A 15,922-nucleotide genomic window follows, 5' to 3' on the forward strand; every position below is an offset into this window, starting at 1 on the left:
CTGAAATAAATTAATATATCAATATATCTTTATATATTAATATAATAAAAGTAATAATATTTTTAAGTATTTTTATGTAAAATGTAAACCATATATTCAAGCGAAAGAAGATAAAATAATGAGTTTTGGTGAAATTTTAGTTATTTTAGTTGTAGCTATTTTAGTGCTTGGGCCTGAAAAATTACCTTCAACTATAGTTGAAATTGCAAAAATTTTAAAAGCCATTAAAAGCAATATTGATGAGGCAAAAGCAAGTATTAATAAAGAACTAAAAATAGCAGAATTAAAAGATGAAGCACAAAAATACAAAGATGAATTTTCACAAACTAATGAAAATATCAGAAAAAAACTAAGTTTTGAAGAATTTGATCAACTCAAAGAAGATATTTTAAATAACACCAAAGAATTAAAAAGTGAAATTAATGATTTAGAAAAAGATATACAAGAACTTTCTAATCTCGAAGAAAAAATTCAAAAAGATGAAAAAAATACTCAGAAAATGGAAAGCTAAGAATGTTTGAAGAATTAAAACCGCATTTAGTAGAACTTAGAAAAAGATTATTTATAAGTGTTGCTTGTGTTGTTGTGATGTTTTTTGTATGTTTTAGTTTTAATAACTATATCATAGACATACTAAAAGCACCTGTTGAAGCAGCCTTACCTGAAATTTCAAGACAAATGACCTTCGTTGAATTGCAAGAACCTTTATTTACCGCGATGAAGGTTTCGTTTTTTACGGCTTTTTTGATTTCTTTACCGATTATTTTTTGGCAGTTTTGGAAGTTTGTAGCACCTGGACTTTATGATAATGAAAAAAGACTAGTAGTGCCTTTTGTAAGCTTTGCTAGTATTATGTTTACACTTGGTGCTTTGTTTTGTTATTATATAGTTATACCTTTGGCTTTTAAATTTTTGATTGATTTTGGGGTGCAAACCCAAGATTTTAAACCTTTAATTAGCATAGGTTTGTATGTAGGTTTTTTCACTAAATTAATAATTGCTTTTGGTTTGGCTTTTGAAATGCCTGTAATAACCTTTTTCTTTGCCAAACTTGGACTTGTTGATGATGCATTTTTAAAAAAACACTTTAGAGTTTCAGTTTTAGTGATTTTTGTTTTTTCAGCTATGATGACACCGCCTGATGTTATATCGCAATTTTTAATGGCTGTGCCTTTGTGTGGACTTTATGGGATTTCTATTTATATAGCTAAAAAAGTTAATCCTAGTCAAAAAGAAGATGATGAAAATGATTGATAAAGATCTTTTGCTTTCTAGTTATGATTATAACTTACCAAATGAACTTATAGCAAATTTTCCTATTTTACCCAAAGAAAATGCCAAGCTTTTGGTATATGAAAGATGTAAAGATCAAATTTCACATTTACATTTTAAAGACTTAGCTAGAATTTTACCACCTTGCGAAATCATCTTTAATGACACCAAAGTCATCAAAGCAAGAATTTATGGAAACAAAGAAAGTGGTAGCAAAATAGAACTTTTTATCAACCATTCTTTAAAAAATAATGATTTTTTAGTGCAAATTCGAGGTAAGATTAAAGAAGGACAAATTTTATATTTTGAAAATTCTTTAAAAGCTAAAATCAAAAAATTACATGATGATGGCACAAGAGAAGTAGAGTTTTTTAATGATGAAAAAGAGCTTAATCATCATGAAGTTTTTGAAATTTTAGAAAAAATAGGCCATGTGCCTTTACCACCTTATATTAAAAGAGCAGATGAAGCACAAGATAGCATTAACTATCAAAGTATTTTTGCCAAAAATCAAGGCGCAGTTGCTGCACCTACTGCAAGCTTGCACTTTGATGAAGCAATGATCAATGAGCTTAAAAAAAATCATAATATCCATACTATTACACTACACGTTGGTGCAGGAACTTTTAAAGGTGTAGAATGCGAAGATATACGCAAACATAAAATGCATTCAGAATTTTTTCATATTGATGATGAAACTTGTGCTTTGATTGATTCTTCTAAGAAAATACTAGGCGTTGGTACCACTGTTACTCGTTGTATAGAATATTATCATAGAAAAAAAATAAAAGAAGGTTTTTGTGATTTGTTTTTACACCCACAAAATATCCCGCAAAGACTTGATTATTTACTTACTAATTTTCACTTGCCAAAATCAACTTTAATTATGCTTGTAGCAGCATTTATAGGTAGAGAAAAAACCTTAGAACTTTACCATGAAGCCATAGAAAATAACTATCGTTTTTACTCATATGGCGATGGAATGCTAATTATTTAGTCTTTTTCTTGATATATTTTTTATCAATATAACCCAAATCTATAAGTTTTTGATAAATTTTAGCCAGTATAGGCCCCCCTGTACTACTACCACTTTTCCCATGTTCGATTAAAACTACCACTACATATTGTGGTTTTTCATAAGGCGCATAAGAAGTAATCCAAGCATGAGATCTTAAAAAATACTCCAAATCCTCTTCTTTAATACGTTTTTTTTCGCTTTGAGAAATTCCAACTACTTGTGCTGTTCCTGTCTTGGCTGCTATAGTAATAGGCGAATTTCTTAAAAATCTTGCTGTAGTCCCACCATCAACATTGGCAACTTCATACATGGCACGCCTTAAAAGTGGAAGTTTTGATAGTTCAAAAGTCGTAAAAACACTCTCATTATTGTCAAAATTTATCTTAGTAATATTATCATCAACGCTATGTAAAAAATGTGGTGTGATATTTTTCGCTGTAGCAATCATAGCTGTAAATTTAGCCACTTGCATAGGAGTAGCAAGAAAATCTCCTTGCCCTATGCTTGTATTTAAAGTTTCACCTTGATACCATGGTTGGTTGTATTTTTCTTTTTTCCATATTCTATTAGGAACTGTTCCTATGAATTCATTAGGTAAATCAACTCCTGTTTTTGTACCAAAACCTATCCTTTCAAAAACAGAACTAATAGTATCAATACCAACTTCTAAAGCACCTTTATAAAAATATACATCACAGCTTTCTCTAATAGCATCATTCATATCTACATAACCATGACCTATAGCCTTCCAACATCTAAATTTTCTACCACCAAGTTCAAAGTTAGAATCACACAAATATTTGTGATTTTCACTTACTTTTCCACTATCTAAAAAAGCCAAAGCTGTACCCATTTTTACAACTGAACCTGGAGGATAAAGTCCATTAATAAGTTTATTAGTAAAAGGATGGTTTAAATCATTAGACAAACGATCCCATTCCTCTTGGGTGATGCCTGTTACAAAAGGATTGAGATTGTACTCAGGAAAACTTCCCGCTGCTAAAATAGCCCCACTTTTTACATCCATTATTATAGCTGCACCTGCTAAATTTTCAAAAATACTAGCTAAGTATTCTTGCAAATCAAGATCAATGCTTAGAGTAATATTACTTGATATAGGTTTTTTGTAAGAAAGTTCTTCTATTTCTTTATTTAATGCATTTACCTTGCTAACCTTTTCACCCTTTTGGCCTTGTAAAATTTCATTATAAGAACGCTCTATACCACTACGCCCTACATAACTAGTCAATCTTGCAATTTCATTTTCATTCATATCATTTAGATTTGCTTTTCCAACATAACCTATAACATGACTAGCTAAAGCATCGTAAGGATAAAATCTTTGAGTGGTAGATTTAACTTGCATATTTTCACGCAAATTTAGCTTAGTAAAATGCTTAACCATCGCATCATATTCTATAAATGGAACCACTTCTATATAATCTTGATTATAATAAGAATCGGCTTTCATATAAACTCTTTTGAGTTTAGTGACATTTAAATCAGGAAAAGCTCCTACTATAGCTTGTAATTCTTGCTCTAAAAGATTTCTATTTTTCTTTTTTATATACAAATATGGTTTTATAGAGATCGAAAAACCTAATTTATTTACTGCTAAAGGTCTACCCTTTATATCTAAAATTTGTCCTCTTACGGGTGCTAAAAACTGCGTTTTAATAGCATTTTGTTTGGCTATTTCTTCATAATAAACATTAGATTTTATACTTATATAATATACTCTAGCTAGTAAAAGCATAAAAAAGCAAGCTATAAAGCCCATTACTAAACGCATACGCATAATTAGATTTTTCCTTTAAAAATAATAAAAGAAATCAAAGCTTCAACAGCAAAAAACCATAAATACTCAATACCAAATTTTAAAATTTCATTATTATCTAAATATGCTAAAAACACATCAAAAAGATAGATGAAAATATAAACACATAAAGTGAATATAACGAGCAAATAATGCCCTAGTTTTAATTTACTTTTAAACCAATCCACAAAAAAATGATAAAAAATAAAAAAAGCTATCCATGAGCTAAAAAGATAAAATCCATGAATAACATCAATCAACAAAAGATAAAACAAAGAAAAATACCATCTAAAGTCAAGTTTATTAAGGGTTCTTTCTTTTTCTTTTAAAAGCACTATCATATAACAAAAAAATACCCCAAACAAAGGAGGCATCCAGTAATACACAGAGCTTAATACTTGATAAAAAATCAAAGATAGATAAAAAAATAAATAAGAAAAATCGAATCTATTTTTTACTAAATTTCTACTCCTCATTAAAACCCAAGCTCTCTAAAATGATTTTTTGTTCTAACTTATCAACACCACTTTTTTTCAAATTTGACACTAAAATGGCATTTTTATTTGCATTTAAAATTTTTGCTTTTTGACTTTGATTGAGCTTATCTACCTTTGTAAAAACTGTTATTTTTTTTTGATCTGCTCTAATAAAAGAATCTAAATACAAATCTAAATTTGTATCAATATCTAAATTATCATGTCTTGAATCTATCAGATGGATAAAAAGCTTGATAGAACTGCGCTCTTTTAAAAACTCATCTAAATTTTTATTCCAAATAGCCTTAGTTTTTTTGCTCACTTTAGCATAACCAAAACCAGGCAAATCAATAAATACTAGTTTAAATTTATCTTCATCTTTTTTACAATCAACTTCAAAAAAATTAATGAGTTGTGTTTTGCCTGGAGTTGAAGAGCTTTTTGCTAAATTTTTATTCTTACAAAGAGTATTAATCAAAGAACTTTTACCCACATTAGAGCGTCCTAAAAAAGCGATTTCAGTGTATATAGGTTGCGGGGCTTCATCTATTTTAGAAGCAGAGATTAAAAATTTAGCATTTAGTATCATTCTTTTACTTCAAATATAAATTTAGCGGGTTTTTTATCTTTACTCACTACTCTATAAGTCATATTTTTTCTATCTACTATGATTTTATCCCCTATGAGTTCTTTTTTTGTTTGCATTTCTGTAATTTTTGCATTGCCATTAATCTCATATGTATCCTTAGCTACATTATAAATAAACTCATCACCGCTTCCATGATAAGTTTTATCTTTCATCATGATTTTAAATTTAGCATCTTTAGTGGCTATATATTTAACAGGCTGTTTATTCTTCATATAAATAACCAATTTTTGTGAATTTAAAACATCTTTGCCTTTTTTAACTTCCACATCACCTGTTAATACACTTGTTTCATTTTTTTCATCTAAGTAAAAATCTTTAGCATAAACTTCTATTTTTTGCGCACTAAATGCAAATAAATTTAACAAACACAAAAAAATTATTGCTCTAAAAACCATGCTTTTATTCCTTGAATTTTTAATTCTTTTTGATTTACATCATATAAAAAATTATCCCCAAAAACTTCATTTAAACCTATATATGCTTTAAAATTATCATTAGAAAATAAAATTTTATTTTTCATATCATAAGTTGCTTTTTGAGTAAAAATAGAAGTTTGATTATGATCAAAATAGCTTACATTGCCTTCTAAAATGGATTTTTCTTCATTTCTTACTAATAAATTTGAACTTAAGTTATAATCAAGCGCTTGTACTTTAAAATCATCAAAAATATCTTTATCTTGGTATTTTACCCATCGACTTGCCTGATATGTAGCCTTAATTACACTAGTATTTAACTCATAATCAAGCACATCAAAAGCTTGCATATTTGCCACATCTACCTTTTGTGGTTTTATAGCGAATAAATAAGGATCTTGAGTACTTAAAATCACCATAATAAAGGCAAATAAACTCATTAATATAGCAAAAATTTTTATCGCCAAAGTTTATCCCATTGAGCCTGCATATTATTATGTTCAATCAAAATTTCAATCATCTCACTCACCGCTCCATTACCACCTTTTCTATTTAAAACTTTATCAGTTTTCAAAGCCTTGTGTGCATCTTTTGGTTTGAAGCTATATCCAACTGCTTCAAGCAAACTCATATCATTATAATAATCCCCAATAGCAGCGCATTGAGAAAAATCTAAATTTAATTTTTCTAAAATTTCTTTAGCACAAGCTAGTTTATCACTAATACCTTGATAGACTAAATCAATTTTTAAATCCCTAGCTCTAAAATATACACACTCGCTAGTCCTACCTGTAATGATAGCAACTTTTTTACCAAGCTTTTGCCAAGCTTCAATCGCCGCGCCATCTTTTACATTAAATTCTTTAATCTCACCATAATTTTGTGTGTAGATGATTTTACCATCTGTTAAACAACCATCTACATCTAAAAAAATAAGTTCTATCATGATTTTACTCTCTTACTATAAACGCACCTGGGAAAGATCCACTATCAACAAAATCTCTTGCTTCTTGCTCACTTCTAAAACCTTTTAAAAATACTCTATGTAAGCCATCTTTAGCACTTGTTTGTATTGTTGAAGTATAAGAATTATAGTTTTTATACCTACTTGCTATTAGCTCTGCGCCACTTTTATTTCTAAATGCTCCAATTTGCACCATAAAAGATCCACCTTGGAAAATATGACCACTATCAGCAATCTCTCCACTGCTGCCTAAATTAGAATTAGTATGCACCGAACCCGAACTTGCACTTGTTCCAAAGCCAATCACTTCAAGTCTTACAGGAGCTATCCCTGCTTGAATCATATCTATATCTCTTGCAGCCATATTAGATAAATCAATAATCCTACCTGCTACAAAAGGTCCTCTATCGTTAATCCTAACAGTAGTTTGACGATGATTTTTTAAATTAGTTACTTTTACTATGGTATTCATAGGTAAAGTTTTATGAGCTGCGGTATATGCGTGTTGATCATAAGTTTCGCCATTGGAAGTTTTTTTACCATGAAAACCTGGTCCATACCAACTAGCTATACCATCAGCAGTCTCACCTACTTCTACTACTGTTGGATAATAAGTTTTACCATTAATAGTATAAGGTTTCATAGTGCCTTTTAAGCTTGTATTATTATGCTTTATACTTTTAAAATCTCTTTCTGGGTAATACACGGTAGGCGTGCTAATAGGTACCATACTACAAGCACTAAACAAAACCCCTACACAACTAACGACTAACGACTTTTGTATGAGAGTTTTTTGATATTTTTTGAGTTGTTTTAATTTTTGCATTATTATTCTCCTTAATTTTTAACACAAGTTTTTGATTAATATTGATTAAATTCCCTTTGATTTTATTATATTCTTTAATGCTTTCAACGCTAATTTTGTGTTTTCTTGCAATAGTATAAAGGCTATCACCCTCTTTTACTATATAAATTTTTGTATGCGGAATGGTTGTATCCACCTTAGCTAATTTTACATTCTCTAATGCCTTTTCTACCGCCACGCTTTTACTTAAAGGAATATACATGTAATAATCTTTTTTATCAGGTGGAGTAAAGTCATAATTAAAATGTGGATTATAACGTTTAAATTCATTATAAGACATTTTAGCTACTTTAGCAAGCTCTCTTAAAGAAACACTTGGGGGAACTGAGATTTTTTTAACTTCACTTGATAGAGCATAATTAAGCAAGGCACTATCTTGAGAAATTAAAAAATCATTATTATTAGCCAAAAAAGCCATAGTAAGAATTTTTCTAATAAAAATCCTAGTTTCTAATGGTAAGTATTTTTTATCAGGATCAAGTAAAACCCTTAAATCATCACTTTTTGCTTTTTTTATAGCTTGACGTAATTTACCATCACCACAATTATAAGCCAAAATAGCCAAATACCATTTTCCAAACTGCTCTTTTAATTGTTTTAAATAAGCAATAGCCGCATAAGTTGATTTTACCAAATCTTTTCTCTCATCTACATAAGGATCTATCCTTAAACCCAAAGTTTGTGCCGTTGGTTTCATAAATTGCCAAACACCTACTGCTTTAGTTCTTGAAATACTATGAATTTTTAAACCAGATTCTACAATCGCTAAATATAAAAATTCTTGAGGAATATTTTCTTTTTCTAATATTTTACGGATAATCGGGGTGATTTTATAAAATTCCCTCATCGTATCTACTAAAGTTTTAGAATGCATATCCATAGAAGATTCTTTAAATTCTAAAAAAATCATATCACTAAGATAACTTGCCTCTATATCTAAATTTCTTAAAATTTGTGCCTGCTGCGTGTAATGTTCTGGAGTAAATTGCAAGGCCTTAACATTTAAACATAATAATACTAAAATAAAAAACAAAAAGCTTTTTTTCATTATAAACCTTGGAAAAACAAACGATTAGCGTTAAAATTAGTAAGTTTTATTATTTCATTTTTTGATAAATTTAAAAGTTCGGCCATTTTTTGTGCCACAAAATGTGTCAAAATAGGATCATTTACCTTGCCACGATATGGCTCTGGAGTTAAATAAGGTCCATCTGTTTCCAAAACAAGTTTATCTTTTGGAATTTTAGGCAAAACTTCTACTAGTTTTTTTGCATTTTTAAAAGTTAAAACCCCACCTATACCAAAATAAAAACCATTATCTGCTAACTGAAGTAAAAGCTCACTAGCATTAAAACAATGCAAAACACCACCTTGTAAATCCTTTGCATATGTTTTTAAAATATTAAAACTATCTTCATTAGCTTCACGCACATGCACAATCAAAGGCTTTTTATATTCAACAGCTAGTTGAATTTGAGCTATAAAAGCTTCTTTTTGTTTTACTTTTATTTCATCTTCATCAGCATTTAAACGATAATAATCAAGCCCGCACTCACCCACTGCAACGCATTTTTTATCATTTATAAATTCTTTTAAAATATCCAAATCAAAATCATCTATATCATAAGGATGTACCCCACAAGAAAAATACACATTTTTATAATTATGCGCAATCTCTCTTGCTCTTGGCAAATCTTTTATATCTGCACCAGGTATGATGATTTTATCTACTCCATTAGCAAAGGCATGATTTAACATCTCATCCAAATATCCAAAATAAGCTTGACTATCTAGGTGACAATGCGTATCTATGATTTTTTCATTAAAATCATAATCTAAAAACATACCTCTACCCTATTTTTACCATTAGCCTTAGCTAAATCTAGTGCCTTTTGAGCATTATTAAGCAAATCTTGCATTTGACTTGTTTTAATTCCAAAAGCAACCCCCACAGAAACACTATAATCTACTTCATCTAGAGCTATTAAAACACTTTCTTTAGCAATATTTACTCTTATATTTGAAAAAGCTTTCAATGCTTCTTTATTATCTGTATTTTTTAAAAGTACGTAAAATTTACCATCTTCAATTCTAGTTGCTAAATCCATACCACGAATTTGATCTTTGATTTTTTTAGCTGTGTGTTTTATCACTCCATCACCGCAATCATAGCTTAACTCATAATTGATTGTTGCAAGATTATCAATATCAATTAATGCCAAAGCCATTTCTTCATTTTCTTGCATATCTTCTAAATAATCTAAAAATCTTTTTTCAAAATTTGCATAATCATCAAGACCTGTTAGCAAATCTTTACCCAAACTATATTCATCAAGTAAAACACATTTTTGCATATAATCTAAACAATTATTCACTCTACAATTAAGTGATTCTTTTTGGAAAGGTCTAATCACATAATCATTCACGCCTTTCCTAAAAGCTCTTGCCTCTAACGCATCATCTTTATCTCCAACCATAATCACACCAAGTTCTATTTTAGAGTATTTTGAGCGAATTTCTACAAGCAAATCTTCCCCATTAATTACAGGCATAGTTGCATCGCAAATTACTAATTTTGTATCAGGATTATCACTTAGATAATTTAGCGCCTCTTCTCCATGTGCTGCTGCTAAAACATTAAAAAGCTGATTATTAAGATTTTTTTTCATTTCCGCACGTAAAGTTACATTAGCAATTGCTAAAATAATTTTAGTTTTATTATTTTTTTGAAGCATTCTAATGGAGCTTAGCATTTCATCAATACAACTTTCGCTATCTTTTTGAATGTAACCTATAATATCTTTTTCCATAAATTTTTTACGTGTTTGACCATCACTGCTTCCAGTAAGCACTATAGCAGGAATATTTTTTTCTAAAACCACATCCACCACTTCTCCATTAGGAGCATCTGGTAAACAAAGATCCACAAAAGCCATAAAATAATCATTTTTTACTAATTCTTTAGCACTATTCATGTCAAAAGCAACATCCACTTTTAGACCTAAAGTATTCTCTACTTTTTTTGCTAAAAGCTTTGTAAGCATTTTATTATCATCAATAATTAAAATTTTTTCTTCCATAACCAACTCTCTTTGTAATTTAAAACTATTATTATATCATATAGAAAATTTACTTTTTGTTTTTAAAGTAAAGTTCTAGTAAATTCTAAAGCCTCTTGTGTGATATTTTCCCCGCTTACCATTCTAGCGAGCTCTCTCACTCTTTCTTCTTTTTCTATTTTTCTTACCCTACTTTCATTTTCTATTTTTTCTACTAAAAAATGGTTACTTGCTTTTGATGAAAGTTGCGGTAGATGCGAAATTGCAAAAATTTGATAAAACTTAGCAAGCTCTTTTAAAACTTCGGCTATACTCATTGCTTCTTTGCCGCTCAAATTTGCATCGATTTCATCTAAAAATATTATCCCACTAGCTTTATTGGTAACATTACATTCAGTTGCAATAAAAGAAAGTCTTAAACGATTTATCTCGCCTGAGCTTAAATTTTTCAAACTAGCTTCATTGATATTTAAACTCACTTCATCTTTACCTAAAATACTTAAAGCGCAATCTTTAAGTTCTAATTTAACTTCTTTCATATAAAGTTTTTCAAGATAAAAATTAAGTAATTTTTCAAGCTCTTTTAATCTTTTTTTACGCAAAGTACTTAATTTTTGGCTTTTCTCATCTAAAAGCATTTTAGCATTTTGCACTTTTTTTTCTAACTCCTTTTTTTCAAAACTTAAATTTTCATAATGAGCTAATTCTGCTTTTTTCTTCTCTAAAGCTTCTAAAGCTTCCTCTATGCTTCCATATTTTGAAATCAAAGAAGAAAGTTTTTCTATCCTATTAAGCACTTCTTCTATATCAAAATCAAAATCATCAAAACTTTGATTTTCCCACACTGCTCTTAATTCATTTAAACACTCTGAAAAAAATGAACTGTCAACATCACTAATTTGCAAAGCTTCAACCACTGCCGATTCTAACTCAAAAATTCTACTTGCCCTATTCCAAGCTGCGTCGATTTTGTCTTTTTTAGAAAGTCTTTTTTTAAAACTCATTAATTCATCAAATTCACCAATTTTTGGATTAATGCTTTGGATTTTTTGTATTTCAAAGCTCGCAAATTCTTTTAATTCTTCTACCTTTTTTTCTTCTTCTTGAATTTTTTCTAATTTAGCTTTATTTTCCATATATTCTTTATAAATATTTTTATATTCATTTAAAAAATCTTGAAATTTCTTATCTTCTTTTGATTGCATAAAATCAAGTAAGTTTAAAAATCTTTCATTTGAGAACTCATTATTTTCCTTAGCTGAAAGATATTTTACAAATTTCTTAGAAAGCAAGGCTAAATTCTTTTTTGAAATAAGTTGATTATTGATAAAATAACGCGAGCTTTTATCTTTTAAAAGTTTAAATACATTTAATTCTTCATTTTCAATACCAAACTCATCTAATTCAAGCTCATCGTTTAATAAAACTTCCACCATCTTTGCTTCACTCTCACTTAGAGCAAATGCTGCTAAAATAGCCTTAAAAAGTACAGACTTTCCAGCACCACTTAAGCCAGTAAAGACAGTAAGTCCAGCTTCTAAGTCTAATTTTGCTTGTTTAAAACCTAAATTTTCTTTAATCAAAATACTTTCTATCATCACTTACCCCAATTTAACTTTTCTTTTAAAACTTGGAAATAATCTCTATCTTTTTTATGTATAAAACTAAGTTCTTTTTTACTAAGCCCTATAAGAATTTTATCATATTCTTTAGGATCAATCACTTCTTGTCCATCTAAATACAGTAAACAATGCTCAACTTTTAATTCAAGCTCAAATCCATAAGGCAAAACTATAGGTCTTTGGGTTAAAGAATGAGAACAAACTGGCGTTAAAACAAAAATTTCACTCCAAGGATGCACTATAGGCCCACCTGCGCTAATATTATAAGCAGTTGAACCACTTGAACTAGCTATAATCAAACCATCTCCATAATAAGCATTAAAAAGTTTATTTTCAAAGAAAACTTCCACATTTGCCATCAAAGCATTATCACGCGAAAAAACCGCGTCATTAAAAGCAAATTTTTTAATGATTTTATTTTTTTTACAAAGCGTTATTTGAAGCATTTTGGCTTTTTCTATTTTAAAATCACTTTTAAAAAAATCTTTAAAAAAACTTTCTACCTCATTAAAAGAAAGAGCTGTTAAAAAACCTAAGTTTCCTGCATTTATACCCAAAATAGGCTTTTTAGCTTGATAAACTTGTCTGCATAAAGATAAAAGCGTACCATCTCCACCTAGAGAAATCAAAAAATCCAATTCTTGTAAAGCTTTTATATTAATTTTTTCTTGCTCTAGCAACACAAGCTCTATATTTTTTTGCAAAAAAATTGCTCTTAAAAAATCAATTTGCTCATTTAAATTTGTGTTTAACCTACAAAACAAACCTATTTTTTGAATTTTTTCTATATTTATACATTTTTTCATAAAAAAATTATAACAAAACTTAGCTAAGCAAAAGAATAAAATACTATAATAACAAAATTGAACAAAATTAAGCTAAGGAAAAATTTTGAGAACTCATTATAATACAGAGCTTAACATACAAAATGTTGGCGCGGAAGTAACATTATGTGGTTGGGTAAATTCTTACCGCGATCATGGAGGTGTAATTTTTATCGATCTTAGAGATCGTAGCGGACTTATACAATTAGTATGCGATCCTGCAGATAATCAAGAAGCACATAATATAGCTTCATCAGTAAGAAACGAATACGTTTTAATAGCACAAGGAAAAATTCGCCCGCGCGGTGAAGGACTTGTAAATCCTAAATTAAAAACCGGAGAAATAGAAGTAGTTATAAACAAACTTACTATTGAAAATGAAAGCGCTGTAGTACCTTTTGCTATAGGCGATGAAAGCGTAAATGAAGAATTAAGATTAAAATATAGATTTTTAGATTTAAGGAGTAAAAAACTTTATGATAATTTTGCTCTAAGATCAACTGCTTGTATAGCAGCAAGAAATTCTTTATCAAGCATGGGATTTTTAGAAGTTGAAACCCCTATTTTAACTAAAGCCACTCCAGAAGGTGCAAGAGATTATTTGGTACCATCACGCGTACATCAAGGTGAATTTTATGCCCTACCTCAAAGTCCTCAACTTTTCAAACAACTTTTAATGTGTTCAGGATTTGATAGATATTTTCAAATTGCAAAATGTTTTAGAGATGAGGATTTAAGAGCAGATCGCCAACCTGAATTTACTCAAATAGACATAGAGATGAGTTTTTGTGAACAAAAAGATATCATAGCTATGGCAGAAAATTTACTCAAAGATATTTTCAAAGCTTGCGGAAAAGAAATTAGCATACCTTTTAGACAAATGAGTTATAAAGAAGCTATGGAAAATTATGGCTCTGATAAGCCTGATTTAAGATTTGATATGAATTTTATTGATGTGATTGATATTTTTGCAAAATCAAATAACGAAATTTTTGCAAATATTGCAAAAGATACAAAGAAAAATCGCATTAAAGCTTTAAGAGTTCCAAAAGGAGATACGATTTTTTCTAAACGCCAAATGCAAAGATTTGAAGAATTTGTGCGTAAATTCGGTGCAGCAGGACTTGCATTTATACAAATGAAAGAAGATGGTCCTAAGGGTCCACTTTGCAAATTCTTTAGTGAAGAAGATTTAAATGCTTTAATCCAAAGATGCGAATTAGAAGTTGGAGATGTAGTATTTTTTGGTGCAGGAGCTAAGAAAACTGTGCTTGATTATATGGGTAGATTTAGATTATTCCTTGCTGAAGAAATGAAAATCATTGATGAGGATAAGTTAGAATTCTTATGGGTTATTGATTTTCCTATGTTTGAGCAAAATGATGATGGAAGCTATTCTGCAATGCACCATCCATTTACTATGCCAAAAAATATTGATGAGCAAGACTTAGAAGAGATTAATTCTATTGCACATGATGTGGTGTTAAATGGTGTAGAACTAGGCGGTGGTAGTATAAGAATTCATAAAAGCCCTATCCAACAAAAAGTCTTTAAACTTTTAAATATTGATGAAGAAGAACAAAGAAAGAAATTTGGCTTCTTGCTTGATGCATTAAGCTTTGGAGCACCACCACATGGTGGTATAGCAATAGGTCTTGATAGACTTATCATGCTTTTAACAAAATCTTCAAGCATTAGAGAAGTTATAGCATTTCCTAAAACACAAAGAGCGCAATGTCTTATGACTCAAGCTCCAAGCGAAGTAAGCAATGAACAAATGAGAGAATTAGGTATAAGATTAAGGGAGAATACTAAATGAAACAATTATTTTTAATCATAGGTGCACCAGGTAGTGGTAAAACAACCGATGCAAGTATCATAGCTAAAGATGATACAAGCATTACTCATTATTCTACAGGTGATTTACTAAGAGCAGAGGTTGCTAGTGGTAGTGAGCTTGGAAAGACTATTGATAGTTTTATTTCTAAGGGAAATTTAGTTCCTTTAGAAGTAGTAGTTAATACTATCATCACTGCTTTAAAAAATGCACCAACCAACACGATACTTATCGATGGCTATCCAAGAAGTGTTGAGCAAATGCTTGAGTTTGATAAGGTATTAAAAAATCAAAGCGAAGTAAATTTAAAAGGTGTTATAGAAGTTAAAGTTAGCGAAGAAGTTGCTAGAGAAAGAGTTTTAGGGCGTGCTAGAGGTGCTGATGATAACGAAGAAGTTTTCAATAATAGAATGAAAGTTTATTTGGAACCTTTAGAAGAAATAATAAATTTTTATACCAAAGAAAATATCCACCATGTAATCAATGGTGAAAGAAGTATTGAAGCTATCGTAGCTGATATGAAAAATTTAATTAATGATTTATTAAAATAAAGGATAAAAAATGGATATTAGCAAAATCAAAGTTGGAGAAGTACCAAACAAACTTAATGCGGTTATTGAAATTCCTTATGGTTCAAACATTAAATACGAACTTGACAAAGAAAGCGGAGCTATCATGGTTGATCGTGTAATGTATTCAGCTATGTTTTATCCAGCAAACTATGGTTTTATACCAAACACCCTTGCAGATGATGGCGATCCTATTGATGTTTTAGTTTTAAATGAATACCCTATTCAAGCAGGAGCTGTGATTCCTTGTCGTTTAATAGGAGTGTTATTAATGGAAGATGAAAGCGGTATGGATGAAAAATTACTAGCTGTTCCTGTAAGTAAAATTGACCCAAGATATGATAGTATTAAAAGTTTAGATGATTTACCAAAAGCAAGCTTAGATAAAATCAAAAATTTCTTTGAGACATATAAAATGCTTGAGCCAAACAAATGGGTAAAAGTAAAAGAATTTGCAGGTATTGAAAAAGCAAGTGAAATTTTAGAAAATTCTATTAAAAATTATAAATAATCAAAAGTCCTTTTAAGGACTTCA

18 protein-coding genes are annotated in these 15,922 nt (G+C 29.5%); 6 read left to right on the top strand and 12 right to left on the bottom strand.

Annotated elements, in window-relative coordinates:
• Positions 1 to 118: 118 nt before the first annotated feature.
• The 3 genes from tatB to queA are packed head-to-tail and all read left to right on the top strand — an operon-like array spanning position 119 to position 2,269.
• Positions 119 to 511, top strand: coding sequence for a Sec-independent protein translocase protein TatB (gene tatB / locus ACOTVC_RS05845; protein WP_039618091.1), 393 nt, complete (start codon positions 119 to 121; stop codon positions 509 to 511).
• Positions 512 to 513: 2 nt separating this feature from the next.
• Complete coding sequence (gene tatC / locus ACOTVC_RS05850; RefSeq protein ID WP_421627958.1) at positions 514 to 1,254, top strand: twin-arginine translocase subunit TatC; 741 nt, start codon at positions 514 to 516, stop codon at positions 1,252 to 1,254.
• Positions 1,241 to 2,269: a tRNA preQ1(34) S-adenosylmethionine ribosyltransferase-isomerase QueA gene (gene queA / locus ACOTVC_RS05855; RefSeq protein WP_214115470.1), complete on the top strand. Its 1,029-nt coding sequence runs from the start codon at positions 1,241 to 1,243 to the stop codon at positions 2,267 to 2,269. Before tatC ends, queA begins: the two co-directional genes overlap by 14 nt.
• On the opposite strand, the gene mrdA is transcribed toward queA, so the two are convergent.
• The 12 genes from mrdA to ACOTVC_RS05915 all read right to left on the bottom strand — a co-directional run bounded on the left by mrdA (position 2,262) and on the right by ACOTVC_RS05915 (position 12,963).
• Positions 2,262 to 4,088 (bottom strand): penicillin-binding protein 2, encoded by a 1,827-nt coding sequence (gene mrdA, locus ACOTVC_RS05860; protein WP_039641281.1) that lies wholly within the window; start codon positions 4,086 to 4,088, stop codon positions 2,262 to 2,264. The genes queA and mrdA overlap by 8 nt on opposite strands.
• Positions 4,089 to 4,090: 2 nt before the next feature.
• Positions 4,091 to 4,447: a hypothetical protein gene (locus ACOTVC_RS05865; RefSeq protein ID WP_250323657.1), complete on the bottom strand. Its 357-nt coding sequence runs from the start codon at positions 4,445 to 4,447 to the stop codon at positions 4,091 to 4,093.
• Between the two features lie 124 nt (positions 4,448 to 4,571).
• Entirely contained in the window at positions 4,572 to 5,171 is a 600-nt protein-coding gene (yihA, locus tag ACOTVC_RS05870; protein ID WP_214099509.1) for a ribosome biogenesis GTP-binding protein YihA/YsxC, read from the bottom strand.
• A complete protein-coding gene (gene lptA, locus ACOTVC_RS05875; protein WP_039641275.1) occupies positions 5,168 to 5,626 on the bottom strand; it encodes a lipopolysaccharide transport periplasmic protein LptA in 459 nt (152 codons plus the stop codon). The genes yihA and lptA overlap by 4 nt, the downstream gene beginning before the upstream one ends.
• Positions 5,608 to 6,114, bottom strand: a complete 507-nt coding sequence (locus ACOTVC_RS05880) for a hypothetical protein (RefSeq protein ID WP_214099508.1) — start codon at positions 6,112 to 6,114, stop codon at positions 5,608 to 5,610. The genes lptA and ACOTVC_RS05880 overlap by 19 nt, the downstream gene beginning before the upstream one ends.
• Positions 6,105 to 6,593, bottom strand: coding sequence for a 3-deoxy-D-manno-octulosonate 8-phosphate phosphatase, YrbI family (locus ACOTVC_RS05885; RefSeq protein WP_039618077.1), 489 nt, complete (start codon positions 6,591 to 6,593; stop codon positions 6,105 to 6,107). The genes ACOTVC_RS05880 and ACOTVC_RS05885 overlap by 10 nt, the downstream gene beginning before the upstream one ends.
• 4 nt (positions 6,594 to 6,597) lie before the next feature.
• Entirely contained in the window at positions 6,598 to 7,437 is an 840-nt protein-coding gene (locus tag ACOTVC_RS05890) for a septal ring lytic transglycosylase RlpA family protein (protein WP_421627962.1), read from the bottom strand.
• Positions 7,373 to 8,524 carry a lytic transglycosylase domain-containing protein gene (locus ACOTVC_RS05895; protein WP_214116497.1) on the bottom strand — a complete coding sequence of 384 codons (1,152 nt, stop codon included), beginning with the start codon at positions 8,522 to 8,524 and terminating at the stop codon, positions 7,373 to 7,375. The genes ACOTVC_RS05890 and ACOTVC_RS05895 overlap by 65 nt, the downstream gene beginning before the upstream one ends.
• Positions 8,524 to 9,321 (bottom strand): TatD family hydrolase, encoded by a 798-nt coding sequence (locus tag ACOTVC_RS05900; RefSeq protein WP_214116495.1) that lies wholly within the window; start codon positions 9,319 to 9,321, stop codon positions 8,524 to 8,526. The genes ACOTVC_RS05895 and ACOTVC_RS05900 overlap by 1 nt, the downstream gene beginning before the upstream one ends.
• Positions 9,312 to 10,556 carry a GGDEF domain-containing response regulator gene (locus ACOTVC_RS05905; protein WP_047208207.1) on the bottom strand — a complete coding sequence of 415 codons (1,245 nt, stop codon included), beginning with the start codon at positions 10,554 to 10,556 and terminating at the stop codon, positions 9,312 to 9,314. The genes ACOTVC_RS05900 and ACOTVC_RS05905 overlap by 10 nt, the downstream gene beginning before the upstream one ends.
• A gap of 62 nt (positions 10,557 to 10,618) precedes the next feature.
• Entirely contained in the window at positions 10,619 to 12,133 is a 1,515-nt protein-coding gene (locus ACOTVC_RS05910; RefSeq protein ID WP_421627965.1) for an AAA family ATPase, read from the bottom strand.
• Positions 12,133 to 12,963, bottom strand: coding sequence for an NAD(+)/NADH kinase (locus ACOTVC_RS05915; protein WP_421627966.1), 831 nt, complete (start codon positions 12,961 to 12,963; stop codon positions 12,133 to 12,135). Before ACOTVC_RS05915 ends, ACOTVC_RS05910 begins: the two co-directional genes overlap by 1 nt.
• An 85-nt stretch (positions 12,964 to 13,048) precedes the next feature.
• On the opposite strand from ACOTVC_RS05915, the gene aspS reads away from it, so the two are divergent.
• Genes aspS through ppa form a run of 3 tightly spaced genes read left to right on the top strand, consistent with a single transcriptional unit; the run spans position 13,049 to position 15,898 of the window.
• On the top strand, positions 13,049 to 14,800 hold the full coding sequence (gene aspS / locus ACOTVC_RS05920) for an aspartate--tRNA ligase (RefSeq protein ID WP_421627968.1): 1,752 nt from the start codon (positions 13,049 to 13,051) through the stop codon (positions 14,798 to 14,800).
• Positions 14,797 to 15,369 (top strand): adenylate kinase, encoded by a 573-nt coding sequence (locus ACOTVC_RS05925; RefSeq protein WP_039618063.1) that lies wholly within the window; start codon positions 14,797 to 14,799, stop codon positions 15,367 to 15,369. The genes aspS and ACOTVC_RS05925 overlap by 4 nt, the downstream gene beginning before the upstream one ends.
• A 10-nt stretch (positions 15,370 to 15,379) precedes the next feature.
• Positions 15,380 to 15,898, top strand: coding sequence for an inorganic diphosphatase (gene ppa / locus ACOTVC_RS05930; protein ID WP_039618061.1), 519 nt, complete (start codon positions 15,380 to 15,382; stop codon positions 15,896 to 15,898).
• Positions 15,899 to 15,922 lie beyond the last annotated feature (24 nt).

This window comes from Campylobacter sp. GB48, from assembly GCF_049221845.1.
Lineage (GTDB): Bacteria > Campylobacterota > Campylobacteria > Campylobacterales > Campylobacteraceae > Campylobacter_D > Campylobacter_D lari_C.

Excerpts from the sequence above, each read along its gene's own strand:
- tatB (WP_039618091.1), top strand. The coding sequence starts at position 119 with ATGAGTTTTGGTGAAATTTTAGTTATTTTAGTTGTAGCTATTTTAGTG.
- tatC (WP_421627958.1), top strand. The coding sequence starts at position 514 with ATGTTTGAAGAATTAAAACCGCATTTAGTAGAACTTAGAAAAAGATTA.
- queA (WP_214115470.1), top strand. The coding sequence starts at position 1,241 with ATGAAAATGATTGATAAAGATCTTTTGCTTTCTAGTTATGATTATAAC.
- mrdA (WP_039641281.1), bottom strand. The coding sequence starts at position 4,088 with ATGCGTATGCGTTTAGTAATGGGCTTTATAGCTTGCTTTTTTATGCTT.
- ACOTVC_RS05865 (WP_250323657.1), bottom strand. The coding sequence starts at position 4,447 with ATGATAGTGCTTTTAAAAGAAAAAGAAAGAACCCTTAATAAACTTGAC.
- yihA (WP_214099509.1), bottom strand. The coding sequence starts at position 5,171 with ATGATACTAAATGCTAAATTTTTAATCTCTGCTTCTAAAATAGATGAA.
- lptA (WP_039641275.1), bottom strand. The coding sequence starts at position 5,626 with ATGGTTTTTAGAGCAATAATTTTTTTGTGTTTGTTAAATTTATTTGCA.
- ACOTVC_RS05885 (WP_039618077.1), bottom strand. The coding sequence starts at position 6,593 with ATGATAGAACTTATTTTTTTAGATGTAGATGGTTGTTTAACAGATGGT.
- ACOTVC_RS05890 (WP_421627962.1), bottom strand. The coding sequence starts at position 7,437 with ATGCAAAAATTAAAACAACTCAAAAAATATCAAAAAACTCTCATACAA.
- ACOTVC_RS05895 (WP_214116497.1), bottom strand. The coding sequence starts at position 8,524 with ATGAAAAAAAGCTTTTTGTTTTTTATTTTAGTATTATTATGTTTAAAT.
- ACOTVC_RS05900 (WP_214116495.1), bottom strand. The coding sequence starts at position 9,321 with ATGTTTTTAGATTATGATTTTAATGAAAAAATCATAGATACGCATTGT.
- ACOTVC_RS05905 (WP_047208207.1), bottom strand. The coding sequence starts at position 10,556 with ATGGAAGAAAAAATTTTAATTATTGATGATAATAAAATGCTTACAAAG.
- ACOTVC_RS05910 (WP_421627965.1), bottom strand. The coding sequence starts at position 12,133 with ATGATAGAAAGTATTTTGATTAAAGAAAATTTAGGTTTTAAACAAGCA.
- ACOTVC_RS05915 (WP_421627966.1), bottom strand. The coding sequence starts at position 12,963 with ATGAAAAAATGTATAAATATAGAAAAAATTCAAAAAATAGGTTTGTTT.
- ACOTVC_RS05925 (WP_039618063.1), top strand. The coding sequence starts at position 14,797 with ATGAAACAATTATTTTTAATCATAGGTGCACCAGGTAGTGGTAAAACA.
- ppa (WP_039618061.1), top strand. The coding sequence starts at position 15,380 with ATGGATATTAGCAAAATCAAAGTTGGAGAAGTACCAAACAAACTTAAT.